Origin of the sequence: Prevotella sp. P5-108, assembly GCF_002251385.1 — a bacterium.
In the GTDB taxonomy this organism is placed as follows: domain Bacteria; phylum Bacteroidota; class Bacteroidia; order Bacteroidales; family Bacteroidaceae; genus Prevotella.
Genome location: NZ_NPJJ01000026.1, coordinates 1 through 14,251, shown reverse-complemented (window position 1 = coordinate 14,251; position 14,251 = coordinate 1). Strand labels below are relative to the sequence as shown.

Genomic DNA, 14,251 nt, shown 5'->3' with positions numbered 1-14,251 from the left:
TCACAAAGACAAAGATGGCGACGAGAGCCCAGACTATCTGTCGGGCAACGGTGGGGTTGAACCCCGGGGTACTGTTTCTGTTCATTTGACGATTGTTTAAGTGTGATGCAACTATGGGATAATTCTCCAACATGCAAAGATACATCATTTCTCGGCTTCTTTCTGCCAAAATATGCAATTATTTTTCACCACGCCCGTCATTTTTAATATTTTCAGGGCGCATACCATCCCTATCACCATCTCTGACGAGATGACAGCGTCCATAGTCGACAGGGGCATCGCGATGATGGCGACGGTGCTATCGTTGGTTGACAAAATACTGGCTGTAGATGTTATAATAGATGTCCATCCAGCCCTCGTCGAGCAGGTGGTTAAGTTTCTGTGCCAGCCCGGGATGGGCGTCGATATGGCTCACGAGGTCAGGATTGTAGCGGGTGCCGGCGTCGCGACGCATCTCGCCCATCACGGCATCAAAGGTCTTGCCGTCCTTGTAGTTGCGGCCCACGCGCTCGGTAGCGGCCTGCATGCAGTCGCTCAGGGTGATGATGTCTATCATGATGCGGTAAGGCGAGCGGGTATTGTCAAAGTCGGCGGGATAGCCTCCCTTGCCGTTGTACCACTTGTGGTGACCCAGGGTGGTGTCGTGATACTTCGCCAGCTTGGGGTCGAGGGCGAGGTATTTGAGTCCCATCTCCGGGTGGCGCTTCACGATCTTGAACTCCTGATCGGTGAGCGGACGGTAGTCGTTGTCTACCACGGGGATGATGGTGTTCTTGCCCAGATCGTGGTAGAGGGCGGCTTCGCGCACAAACTCGACGAACCTGCGCTTGTGGCGCTTTACGCTGCCTTCGGTCTCGCAACCCAAATAGCCCACCAGCAACTGGGGATGATTGTCTACAAGACTCTCCATGAGCACCATGGCTATCTCGCTCACGTGTACGGAGTGGGCGTAGGTGGCCACATGGGTCGATACCGACAGCTTGTTGAGGAAGGCAAGGCGCTCGCGGGGCTTCAGATACGACAGTATGCGGTCGTAGGTGACGAAGACATTGAGGTTGTTGACAAAGGTGGTCACCGACTGGCGGTCACTGCGATGGCGGAAAGCCATCTCGATGTCGCGGCACATGCGGAGCACGTTGCGGCGCTTGGCGCTGTAGGGGATGTCGGCCAAGTCGTTGAGATAGAACAACGAATAGTAGGGCATAAGATGCAACGAGAACTCTTGAGGGTCGAGCCTACGATTGCGCAGACTCTCCATAGACGCCCTGTAGCGCGGGCGGTATCTATTAAGTGCCTCCTTGGCGGTTATCTGCTTCAGGTTCATTTGCATAATCAGCGTGCGCAGATACGAGGAATTGTCCAGTGAGGGCTTCCGCAGGTTCCTTACCACGAGGGTATGCATAAGTTTGTCGATGCTCTTCTTCTTGATGGTGGTGCGGTCCACCAGGAAAATGTTGCGCACCATGGACTCGTCGGCATTGTTGAGCCGCCTCTTGAGCTCGGTCATCCTGTAGCCCTTGCGGCTGAGCTCGTCGCCGTGCTTGGCGACATATCGTCTTGCCAGTTTGATGCGCCCGCGCAGATCGTCGACCGTCTCCACCTTCTTCTGTGCCCATACATACGCACACAGTTGCAGCATCGCGTTGAGATAGTTTGACTGATAGGCGGGATAGCGCTTGGCGTCGTCGGCGGCGCATCGCTGGTAGCAAGCATACGACTTCTGCAGGAGTTCGTCGTCATGGGTCATGTTCCAGATATGGTAGTAGGCAGAGCCACGCCATGTGTTCAGATAGTTGGTAAACCTCAGCGAGTCGGGGCGGTTGACCTGCAGGGTGTCGATGAGGTCACAGAGTTCGAGCATGAGAAAGGGGTCGGAGCGGTTCTGGTTGATATACTTGCTGAAGAAGCTCTTGATAAATTCCGAATAGAGCCTCGCGTCGTTCTTGGCTTGTGGCAGGGTGATGACCTGACGCAGACTGTCCAGGCAGAGCTTGTTGCTCTGATAGATATCGTGGTTCAGGGCAGCGCGGGTATGAAAAAACTCCACCCAGCGGTCGTGGTCGTGTATGAGGAAGATGCTGTCGTTATAGCGGTTGTACAACTTGCGGTTGTTGACCAGGGTGCTGAACCAGCCGTCGAAGTCCACATGCAAGGTGTCTTCGTCCTTGACGGTTTGCGCCGAGGCTGTCATGACTGTCAGGAGCAGCATGACTATGGGCAAGAGTCTACGGGTGATGACTGCCAGCAACGCTGTAGCGGTGTGGCTGTGCGCCGCAGCAGGGCGGTGGGTAGGGGTGGCAATAATGACGCATTTCATAGTGCGCGTGTATAAAGTTAGAATGGCAACGGGCGTGGCACCGGTGCGTAGAGTTGAAATTCTGCTGTCTGTAATGGTTGTAACAACTACAAAATTCGTGAAAAAACGGGACTCCACCAACATTACTCGTGTAATAGTTGTTAAAATCGCCGAAATAATGGCATCGCGCACAATTATAGGCAAGCATGGAGGCGCAACGACCATCATAAGAAGCCCTCTCTGGCTCTCCCCAAGGGGAGAGAACGCAGACCAATTATATATTATGTGCTTTGTCATTATCTCCATCACCTTGCGGATGGTATAGGGCGAAGCCCTGAAAAGCCACAAATCTTTTTGTAGATTATTGTGATGGCTTATTCAAGGTATATGGGCATATACATTACAAGTAACGCCTACGGCTAAGCGCAACTCCGTCAGAGTTGCAAGGTTCGTTGGTCGCTTACCCAGGGTAGCGTGCTTCGCCCGCAACCCTGGGCTGGGGAAACGCAACTCCTACAGAGTTGCCAGGGGTGCGCACCGTCCACAATGGGATAGCCATACATGGTTGTAGGGGCGCACATCATCGACAACAAACTAATTATGTATAACCCTTGGGGACGCACAGTCCATGATGGGATAACCATACATGGTTGTTGAGGCGCACATCATTGACAACAAACTATTTATGTATAACCCTGGGGGGCGCATCATCAACGATGAATTATGGCCCGCAAGCAGCAGCAACTCTGTAGGAGTTGCGATTTCATAGCCCAGGGTTGAGGCGAGCAGCGCCTCTACCCTGGGTAAGAACACCACCCTACTTAGCTACTCTGTAAGAGTTGCGGTTAGCCGAAGGCGTTACCACGGCAGGAATAGCAGCTTGTGTTATTCCAACTATATGACGCTACCGATAGATAATAAGGTAATCATTTTTTTGTACCGGCGCAGCCGGACTTTTTTTACCGCCAACGGCGGACTTTTTGTATTTGCGGCTTTTCAGCCTGCCACCGGGCAGGCGCGGATGGGGGTGGCGGGGAATATCCGAGAGCCTGCTCTCGAGATATCTCCCGACACACACAGACGCATAGGGCGAAGCCCTGAAAAGCCACAAATCTTTTTGTAGATTATTGTGATGGCTTATTCAAGGATTGTGGAAACACACACGACAAGTAACGCCTACGGCTAAGCGCAACTCTTACAGAGTAGCTATATTAGTTGGTCGCTTACCCAGGGTAGCGTGCTTCGCCCGCAACCCTGGGCTGGGGAAACGCAACTCCTACAGAGTTGCCAGGGGTGCGCACCGTCCACAATGGGATAGCCATACAGGGTTGTAGGGGCGCACATCAACGACAACAAACTAATTATGTATAACTCTTGGGGAGAACTTCATCCACTATGGGATAACGATACGTGGTGGTAAAGGCGCACATCATCGTCAACGGACTAATCATGCATAGCCCTGGGGGGCGCATCATCAACGATGAATTATGGCCCGCAAGCAGCAGCAACTCTGTAGGAGTTGCGATTTCATAGCCCAGGGTTGAGGTGCGCAGCGCCTCTACCCTGGGTAAGAACACCACCCTACTTAGCTACTCTGTAAGAGTTGCGATTAGCCGAAGGCGTTACCACGGCAGGAATAGCAGCTTGTGTTATTCCATTTATATGACGCTACCGATAGATAATAAGGTAATCATTTTTTTGTACCGGCGCAGCCGGACTTTTTTTACCGCCAAAGGCGGACTTTTTGTATTTGCGGCTTTTCAGCCTGCCACCGGGCAGGCGCGGATGGGGGTGGCGGGGAATATCCGAGAGCTCGCTCTCGAGATATCTCCCGACACACACGGACGCATAGGGCGAAGCCCTGAAAAGCCACAAATCTTTTTGTAGATTATTGTGATGGCTTATTCAAGGATTGTGGAAACACACACGACAAGTAACGCCTACGGCTAAGCGCAACTCTTACAGAGTAGCTATATTAGTTGGTCGCTTACCCAGGGTAGCGTGCTTCGCCCGCAACCCTGGGCTGGGGAAACGCAACTCCTACAGAGTTGCCAGGGGTGCGCACCGTCCACAATGGGATAGCCATACAGGGTTGTAGGGGCGCACATCAACGACAACAAACTAATTATGTATAACTCTTGGGGAGAACTTCATCCACTATGGGATAACGATACGTGGTGGTAAAGGCGCACATCATCGTCAACGGACTAATCATGCATAGCCCTGGGGGGCGCATCATCAACGATGAATTATGGCCCGCAAGCAGCAGCAACTCTGTAGGAGTTGCGATTTCATAGCCCAGGGTTGAGGCGAGCAGCGCCTCTACCCTGGGTAAGAAACCCACCCTACTTAGCTACTCTGTAAGAGTTGCGATTAGCCGAAGGCGTTACCACGGCAGGAATAGCAGCTTGTGTTATCCCATCTATATGACGCTACCGATAGATAATAAGGTAATCTTTTTTTGTACCGGCGCAGCCGGACTTTTTTTACCGCCAACGGCGGACTTTTTGTATTTGCGGCTTTTCAGCCTGCCATCAGGCAGGCGCGGATGGGGGTGGCGGGGAATATCCGAGAGCATGCTCTCGAGATATCTCCCGACACACACAGACGCATAGGGCGAAGCCCTGAAAAGCCACAAATCTTTTTGTAGATTATTGTGATGGCTTATTCAAGGTATATGGAAGAACTCACGAATAACAACGCATACACTAAGCGCATCCCCGACTGCCATCATCCTCACGGAGATGGACTTCATTTTGGTTTCGGGGTTGGAAATGACGGTTTCGCGGTGTGAAATCATTATATCGCGGTTTGCAATCACTATTTCGCACCTTGAAATCAACTTTACAACGCCTTCCGGCTTCAATCCACCGACCGCCACCACCATTCCGCACAACTCCACCACCATTCCGCACAACTCCACCATCAAACCGCACAACTCCACCACCATTCCGCGCGCCACCAGCAGACTGGGTGCCATCACGCCCATGCCACTTCCCTGCCCTACGGCTATAAGGGTGGCTGTCAACTGGTTACCCCCCCCCCCCGCGCCGCCGACGACCCCCGCCGTTCTCGCCAACCCCTGCGGGGAGGGCGTAAAAATGGGGGCGGCTGCAATAAAATCGGGCACAAATACAATAAATCGGGCACCGACTGCGTTAATAATGTATATTATATAATATAACACGTACAAAATGATAGAATATATCAAGGGCGAGTTGACCGAGCTCACCCCCGCCACGGCTGTGGTAGAAGCAGCCGGAGTGGGATATGCCCTCAACATCTCGCTCAATACCTACAGCACCATCCAAGGCAAGAAGGAGGTGAAACTCTACGTACACGAAAACCTCGTGACTGGCGGCCGCGACGACGCCTATACGCTCTACGGCTTTGCCTCACGCCAGGAGCGCGACCTCTACCGACTGCTCATCACCGTATCGGGAGTGGGCGCCAACACGGCGCGCATGATACTCTCGGCATCGTCGCCATCGGAGCTCTGCAACGCCATCGCCTCTGCCGACGAGCGCATGCTGAAAGCCGTCAAGGGCATCGGACTGAAGACCGCACAGCGCATCATCGTTGACCTCAAGGACAAAATCGTGCAGATGGGCATCGCCACCGAGCTGCACGCCTCGACCTCTACCGCACCCTCTATTGACATGGGCGTGAGAGACGAGGCTGTGAGCGCCCTTACCATGCTGGGCTTCGCTCCGGCTCCCTCTGCCAAGATTGTGGCTGCCATCCTGCAAGACGAGCCCACCATGCCCGTGGAGCAGGTGGTCAAGCTGGCGCTCAAACAGATAAAGTAAACCCATGCAAAGGCAGAAGATAAGACACTGGATAAAGTTGGCATTAATCATGATACCTATGGTTTCGACCATAGGCTATGCCTCAGTGCCCTATCTTCAGAGCCGCAAAACCGTGCGCCCCGCCCGACAGCAGCAGGGCACGAAAGCCACGACACCCACCGACACCGTGCCACGCATCAAGGCTGCGGCGCAGCCCATAGCCATCGACGAGGACACCATACCCGACTCGCTGCTCCACCCGCGCTGGAAGATACAGCGCACCACGGCGCTCACGATAGACGACTACCGTCTACCCGCCGCCGACCTGAAACGCCCCGACAACCTGAACCAGCAGGTGGTCTACAACGACACACTCGACTGCTACATGATAGGCACGCGCATCGGCAGCGTGTGGCTCGAGGCACCCATCATCATGACGCCCGAGGAGTATCGCCGATGGAGCGAGCGCCAGGCACGCAACCGCTATTACCGCGACAAGAACGACGAGGTGTACCAGGCCAAGGGCAAGGAGAAGTTTGACTTCACCGACATGCACTTCGACCTGGGACCCGCCGAGAAGATATTCGGCCCCGGCGGCGTGCGCATCAAGACACAGGGAAGCGCCGAACTCAAGTTGGGCGCCACGCTCAAGAACATAGACAACCCCAGTCTGCCCATCCGCAACCGCAAGACCACTACCATAGATTTCGACGAGAAGATCAACCTCAATGTCAACGGCAAGGTGGGCGACAAGGTCAACATGAACCTCAACTACAACACCGACGCCACCTTCGACTACGACGCCCAGAACCTGAAGCTCAAGTATGAAGGCAAGGAGGACGAAATCATCAAGCTGGTCGAGGCGGGCAACGTGACCTTCCCCTCCAACTCGTCGCTCATCAAGGGAGCCAGCTCGCTCTTCGGTCTGCGCACCGACCTGCAGTTTGGACGCCTCAAGCTGCAGCTCGTCGCCTCGCAGAAGAAGAGCAACACCAGCAGCGTCTCCGCCAAGGGCGGCATCCAGCTCACGCCGTTTGAAATCAACGTCGCCAACTATGAGGAGAACATGCACTTCTTCCTCTCCCAGTATTTCCGAAGCAAGTATGACGCTGCCATGCGCACATTGCCCAACATGACGACCGGCATCACCATCAACCGCGTCGAGATATGGGTGACCAACAAGAGCGGCGTGGCTACCAACACGCGCAATATCGTGGCGCTGACCGACCTGGGCGAGAACAAGAAGGTGAGCAACACGATGTGGACGCCCACCGGACAGCCCGTGCCTGCCAACAGCGCCAACAGCGAGTATCAGACCATGACCACCGCCTATGCCGCCGCCCGCGACATAGACGCCGTCAACTCTACCCTCGACGGGGCAGGACTCGTGGGTGGCGTGGACTATGAGAAACTGGAGAGTGCGCGACTGCTGTCGCCGTCGGAGTACACGCTCAACCCGTCGCTCGGCTATATATCGCTGCGCTCCACACTCCAGACCGACCAGGTGCTGGCTGTGGCTTACGAGTACACCTACGGCGGCGTGACCTACCAGGTGGGCGAGTTTGCCTCTGACGTGACCGATGTCAAGAAGGCACTCTTTGTCAAGTCGCTCAAGAACACCAGCAACAACCCGACGCAGGGCAACTGGGACCTGATGATGAAAAACGTGTACAGCCTGGCCTCCAGCGTGGAGAAAGAGAAGTTCCGCCTCGATGTGAAGTTCCAGAGCGATACCGCCGGCGTCTATCTCAACTACATCCCTGAAACCCAGGTCAAGGAGACGCCCATCATCCGTGTGCTCGGCGCCGACCGTCTGGACAACAACAACAAGCCCAACCCCAACGGCTACTTCGACTTCGTGGAAGGCTACACCGTGAGCAACGGCCGCGTCTTCTTCCCATGCACCGAGCCCTTCGGTTCTTACCTCTACAACTACCTCGTGGCCAAGGGCGTAGCCCCCGACCGCGCCAAGCGCTACGCCTTCACCGAGCTCTATGATACCACCAAGACGGTGGCACGGCAGATAGCCGAGAAGAACAAGTATATACTCACGGGACAGTTCAAAGGCAGCGCATCGGGCGTCATCTCGCTCGGCGCCTACAACGTACCACAAGGCTCGGTGGTGGTAACCGCCGGCGGAGTGACCCTCACCGAGGGCAGCGACTACACCGTAGACTACAGCGCGGGCGAAGTGACCATCCTGAACCAAAGTCTGATAGATGCAGGGACGCAGATTAACGTCTCTCTCGAGAGCCAGTCGGACTACGGACAGCAACGCAAGACGATGTTCGGCCTCAACTGGGAGTACAACTTCAACAAGAACCTGCAGCTCAGCGGTACCGTGCAGCACCTCACCGAACAGGCGCTCACCAGCAAGGTCAATATGGGCACCGAACCGCTCAACAACACGCTCTGGGGCGTGAACCTCAACTGGAAGAAGGAAAGCCAGTGGCTCACCAATATGCTCGACAAGATTCCATTCCTGCATGTGACGCAGCCATCTCAAATCTCCTTCAACGCCGAGTTTGCCCAGCTCATCGCCGGACAGAGCCACGGCACCCAGGACAACGCGTCATATCTCGACGATTTTGAAAACTCCACGAGCAAGATAGACATCTCCACGCCCTCATCGTGGATTATCTCGAGCGTGCCGTCGTCCATTCCCAACTTCAACGACAAGACTACGCTCCGCAGTGGCTACGACCGCTCGCTGCTGGCATGGTACAACATCGACCCGCTATTCACCCGACGCAGCAGCTCGCTCACCCCAGCCCACATCAAGAGCGACCTCGAGCAGCTCTCCAACCACTATGTGCGCGAGGTGCCGGTCAACGAGCTCTACCCAAACCGCGACCAGAGCAGCTACAATGGCGTCATCTCTACCCTTCCTATCCTCAACCTCGCTTACTACCCCACTGAGCGCGGTCCTTATAACTTCAACCCCGACATCACCGCCGACGGCCGGCTGCGCAACCCCAAAGACAAGTGGGGTGGCATGATGCGCAAGCTCAACACCAATGATTTCGAGGCAGCCAACATCGAGTACGTAGAGTTCTGGCTCATGGACCCGTTTATCTACACCAACCGCCAGGCCAACGCCAATGAGTATGGCGGCGACTTCTATATCAATCTGGGTGAGGTGAGTGAGGATGTGCTGCGCGACGGCAAGAAATTCTATGAGAGCGGCATGCCGGTAGACGGTTCACAGTCATTTGTCAACACGCAGTGGGGCAAGGTGCCCACCCAGGCCAACGTGACCTACGCCTTTGCCACCTCGCCGGGTAGCCGTGCGCTCCAGGATGTGGGCTTCAACGGTCTGCGCGACGAGGAAGAGCGCCAGTTTGAGACCTATCAGCAGTTTCTGCAGGAGGCAAGGGCAAAGGTGAGCCCCGAGGTGTTTGACTCTATCCAGGCCGACCCTGCCAATGACAACTACCACTACTTCCGCGGCACCGATTTCGACAAAGCCAAGACCTCGATACTCGAACGCTACAAGCGCATCAACAACCCCCAGGGCAACTCGCCCGACTCCGAGAGCCGCACCGAGGGCTACGACACCTCCTACAAGACCACGCCCGATGTCGAGGACATCAACCAGGACTACACCCTCAATGAGTATGAGAAATACTACCAGTACCATGTCTCGCTGCGCCCGCAGGACATGGCTGTAGGCCGCAACCACATCGTAGACTGCCGTGAAGCGGCTGTCCCACTGCGCAACGGCACCACCGAGAAGGTCATGTGGTACCAGTTCCGTATCCCCCTCAGCGACTACGATGACCGCGTGGGTTCCATCTCCGACTTCACCAGCATGCGCTTCATGCGTATGTATCTCCGCGGGTTCAGCCGCCCCATCGTGCTGCGCTTCGGCAGTCTCGACCTGGTCAAGGGCGAGTGGCGTACGTACGACCAGCCGCTCGACGGAGTCGCTTCGTCGTCGGGAAAGATGGCTGTAAGCTCTATCAACATCGAGGAAAACAACGACAAGTCGCCCGTCAACTACGTGCTGCCACCGGGCATAAACCGCGCACAGGACCCCACGCAGCCACAACTGGTAGAGGCCAACGAGCAGGCACTCAACATGGTCGTAACCAATCTGGGCAACAACGAGTCAAAGGCGGTCTACAAGAATACCAACCTCGACCTGCGTCAGTATCGTCGCCTGCAGATGTTTGTCCATGCCAACGCAATGGAGCAGAACGCCACCAGCCTCGCCGACGACCAGATAGCCGTCTTCATCCGTGTGGGCAGCGACTACAAGACCAACTACTACGAGTACGAAATCCCCCTGAAGCTCACCGAACCGGGTCACTACGACCGCTACTCACGCTCCGACTGCGAGCGGGTATGGCCCCAGGCTAATATGTTTGACTTCCCGCTGAGCATCTTCACCCGTGTCAAGAAGGAGCGCAATATCGCCAAGGCACAGGGCACAGCTTCATACTCGCGCGTGTTCTCAGTCTACGACGCCGACCACCCTGCCAACCGCGTAAGCATCGTGGGCAACCCCACCCTGGGCGAGGTGAAGACGATGATGATAGGCGTGCGCAACAAGTCGGGCAACCACAAGTCGGCAGAGGTGTGGGTCAACGAGCTGCGACTCAAGGAGTACAACAACGGAGGCGGATGGGCGGCACAGGGCAACCTCAATGTGCAGCTCTCTGACCTGGGTACGGTCAATATGCAGGGCCGCTACATGTCGGAAGGCTTCGGCGGACTGGAAGAGGGTGTCAGCCAGCGCTCTACCGACGACTACAAGACCTACAGCATCACCACCAGCCTGGAGTTGGGCAAGTTCTTCCCCGACAAAGCCAAGGTGAGCATACCGCTCTACTACTCGGTGACCAAGGAGGAGACCTCGCCCAAGTACAACCCGCTCGATACCGACATGCTGCTCAAGGATGCGCTCGACGCTGCCGGCTCCAAACAGGAGCGAGACTCTATCAAGAGCATCGCGGTGACCAAGACGACAAGCACCAACTTCTCGCTGTCGAACGTAAGGGTAGACATACAGAACAAGAGACACCCGCTGCCGATAGACCCAGCCAACTTCTCGCTGTCCTACAGCCACTCCCACCGCGAGACCAACGGCGAGACGACGGTCTATGAGAAGGAAGACAACTGGCGAGGGGCGCTCAACTACAACTGGACGCCGATATTCAAGGCGTGGGAGCCGTTCCGCTCAATCAAGAACAGGTCGAAGTGGCTCGATATCATCAAGAAATTCGGACTCAACTGGCTCCCGCAGAACGTGGGGTTCAACACCGAGATAACGCGCAACTACTACGAGCTGCAGGAGCGCGACATGGAAGACCTCGGAGGCGGACAACTGCCGCTGACCTTCAGCTCGCAGTTCCTCTGGAACCGTGATTTCACCCTGAGATGGGACCTTACACGCAATCTGCACATGAACTTCCAGAGTGCCACGCACGCTGAAATCGAAGAGCCCTACGCTCCCGTCAACAAGGAACGCTATCCCGACGAGTACGCCCATTGGAAAGACTCTGTCAGAACGAGTCTGCGCCACATGGGAACGCCGCTCGACTACAGCCAGAACTTCACCCTGTCGTACCAGGTGCCACTCAACCTCATCCCGATACTCGACTGGACCAATGTCAACGCCACCTACAACGCCACCTACAACTGGGTGCGCGGCACGGCACTCGACGACGGCACCTCGCTGGGCAACAACATCGTGAGCAACCGTGACCTCAATGTCAACGGAACCTTCAACATGGAGCGGCTGTACAACCACATCCCCTTCCTGAAGAAGGTCAACGACAAGTTCAGACGCGAGAAGAGCCGCTCGCAGATAGAGCGCGAGAAAAAGGAAAAGCAGCGACAGCGCGAGACGCTCAAGAAGCAGGCTGCCAACGGCAAGGACGGCGCCGCAGAGAAGCAGAAGAAAGAACTGCCCAAGAACCGACGCAGCTATGAGCGCGAGCTGACGCTCACGCCCGACACCACGCTGCTCATAAGCCACGGCAAGCGCACACGACGTATCGACGTGAGCGCCAAGACCAAGGACGGCAAGAACATCGCCATAAAATATAAGAAGGTGGGTGATAACCAAATCAAGATATTCAGCAAGGTCGACACGCTCACCAAAATCAAGCTGACGGTGACCCCGCGCGAACCGCTCGAGGACAAGGGCTGGTACAAGACGGCTCAGTCGGTAGCCCGCGTGATGATGATGGTGCGCAACGTGAGCCTCAGCTACCGCAACAACTACTCGCTCTCGCTGCCGGGATTTATGCCTACCGTGGGCAATGCGCTCGGACAGACGCGCGGGTACGGACTCCTGTCGCCAGGACTCGACTTCGCCTTCGGCATGATAGACGACAGCTACATCGACAAGGCCAAGCGCAACGACTGGCTGCTCATGAGCGACTCGGTGGCCACGCCCGCCACCACCAACCTGACCGAGGATGTGCAGCTGAGACTCACCCTCGAGCCGGTGCGCAACCTGAAGATAGACCTCGTGGCAAACCGCACCGAGAGCCGTGCCAAGAGCATACAGTACATGTATCGGGGCAATCCCACCACACAGAGCGGCACATTCACGATGACTACCATCTCGCTCAAGGGCGCCCTGAGCGGCATAGGCGAAGCCACCAACGGCTTCCACTCGCCCACCTTCGAGAAGTTCTGCAACTCGCTCGACGCCTTCCGTGACCGCGTCGAAGCCCAGTATGCCGGTGCGGTCTACCCCGCCGGCACCTCGCTCGCGGGAAAGACCTTCGACCCCGCCAACGGTGGCGTAAACCGCTACAGCGCCGATGTCATGGTGCCCGCATTCCTCTCTGCCTATACCAGCATGGGCAGCGGACTCGACATATTCCCATCGCTGGCGCGCATGTTGCCCAACTGGACGGTGCGCTACAGCGGAATGGCTAAGTTGCCTTGGTTCAGGGATGTGTTCAAGAGCTTCAACATCAACCACGCCTACCGCAGCGTCTACGCCGTGGGAGCCTACAGCACTTACAGCACCTTCCAGGAGTATATGAACGGGCTGGGCTTCGTCAACGAGACCACCACGGGTGCGCCCACGCCCAGCAGCATGTTCAACGTGTCGAGCGTCAGCATCAACGAGGCGTTCTCGCCACTGCTCGGAGTAGACATGACATTTGAAAACAACCTCACCGCGAAGGTGGAATATCGCACTACACGCGTGCTCAATCTGAGTATGACGAGCGTGCAGCTCAACGAGGCGCTGAGCAGAGACTGGGTATTAAATGATTAGTCCATGGTGGATGGTGCGCACCCAATGGTATAATGATGTTAGCCCATCGTGGATGGTACACAGCCTCGGCAACTCTGTAGGAGTTGCGATTTCATAGCCCAGGGTTGAGGTGCGCAGCGCCTCTACCCTGGGTATATATATTAATAAGGTGTAGCTACTCTGTAAGAGTTGCGATTAGCCGAAGGCGTTATCTGCAGCAGGACATAATATAGGATGATATAAACACAAAAAGCCATGGCGGCTGTTGTCGGCTTCGCCTTTTTGGGGGTGGCGGTGACGTCAGTCGGAAAACGAGTTTTCCTCTTTATCATCACCACCATCCCCAACGCCATGCTTTGCATGACGACAACAGCCGCCACGGTTCAAAAAGCGGCCGGTGGCCGTTCAAAAAGTCCGCCGTTGGCGGTAAAAAAACAGCTGATTGAGTTCTTCCATCTATATAACGCCTGCAGATAGACAATAAGGTAATCATTTTTTTGTACCGGCGTAGCCGGACTTTTTTTACCGCCAACGGCGGACTTTTTGTATTTGTGGCTTTTCAGCCTGCCATCTGGCAGGCGCGGATGGGGGTGTCGGTGAATATCCGAGAGCTCGCTCTCGAGATATTTACCGACACACACGGACGCATAGGGCGAAGACCTGAAAAGCCACAAATCTTTTTGTAGTTTCTTGCGATAGCATATTCAAGGCATATGGGCATATACACAACAAGTAACGCCTACGGCTAAGCGCAACTCTTACAGAGTAGCTATATTAGTTGGTCGCTTACCCAGGGTAGCGTGCTTCGCCCGCAACCCTGGGCTATGAAATCGCAACTCCTACAGAGTTGCCGAGGGTGCGTACCAGCCAACTAAAGCCCCACCCCAGCCCTCCCCAAGGGGAGGGAGCTCTATCCGTCTGTGTATTAACTAATTATAAAGAACT

Annotated in this window: 5 protein-coding genes; 3 read left to right on the top strand and 2 right to left on the bottom strand. The window is 55.6% G+C overall.

What is annotated here, in order from left to right:
- Nucleotides 1-298: 298 nt before the first annotated feature.
- Nucleotides 299-2,317: an HD-GYP domain-containing protein gene (locus CIK95_RS04375; protein WP_158215087.1), complete on the bottom strand. Its 2,019-nt coding sequence runs from the start codon at nt 2,315-2,317 to the stop codon at nt 299-301.
- 2,647 nt (nt 2,318-4,964) lie between these two features.
- On the bottom strand, nt 4,965-5,489 hold the full coding sequence (locus CIK95_RS04355; protein WP_094466371.1) for a hypothetical protein: 525 nt from the start codon (nt 5,487-5,489) through the stop codon (nt 4,965-4,967).
- Between the two features lies 1 nt (nt 5,490).
- Between CIK95_RS04355 and ruvA the strand changes: the two genes are divergently transcribed.
- The 3 genes from ruvA to CIK95_RS04340 all read left to right on the top strand — a co-directional run bounded on the left by ruvA (nt 5,491) and on the right by CIK95_RS04340 (nt 13,783).
- Nucleotides 5,491-6,105 carry a Holliday junction branch migration protein RuvA gene (gene ruvA / locus CIK95_RS04350; protein WP_022310237.1) on the top strand — a complete coding sequence of 205 codons (615 nt, stop codon included), beginning with the start codon at nt 5,491-5,493 and terminating at the stop codon, nt 6,103-6,105.
- A 4-nt stretch (nt 6,106-6,109) separates the two neighbouring features.
- Nucleotides 6,110-13,327, top strand: a complete 7,218-nt coding sequence (sprA, locus tag CIK95_RS04345; RefSeq protein ID WP_254046420.1) for a cell surface protein SprA — start codon at nt 6,110-6,112, stop codon at nt 13,325-13,327.
- A gap of 234 nt (nt 13,328-13,561) precedes the next feature.
- Nucleotides 13,562-13,783 carry a hypothetical protein gene (locus tag CIK95_RS04340; protein WP_094466369.1) on the top strand — a complete coding sequence of 74 codons (222 nt, stop codon included), beginning with the start codon at nt 13,562-13,564 and terminating at the stop codon, nt 13,781-13,783.
- Nucleotides 13,784-14,251 lie beyond the last annotated feature (468 nt).

Bases quoted from the DNA above. Each gene is read 5' to 3' on its own strand.
- CIK95_RS04375 (WP_158215087.1), bottom strand. From the start codon at position 2,317: ATGAAATGCGTCATTATTGCCACCCCTACCCACCGCCCTGCTGCGGCG.
- ruvA (WP_022310237.1), top strand. From the start codon at position 5,491: ATGATAGAATATATCAAGGGCGAGTTGACCGAGCTCACCCCCGCCACG.
- sprA (WP_254046420.1), top strand. From the start codon at position 6,110: ATGCAAAGGCAGAAGATAAGACACTGGATAAAGTTGGCATTAATCATG.
- CIK95_RS04340 (WP_094466369.1), top strand. From the start codon at position 13,562: ATGGCGGCTGTTGTCGGCTTCGCCTTTTTGGGGGTGGCGGTGACGTCA.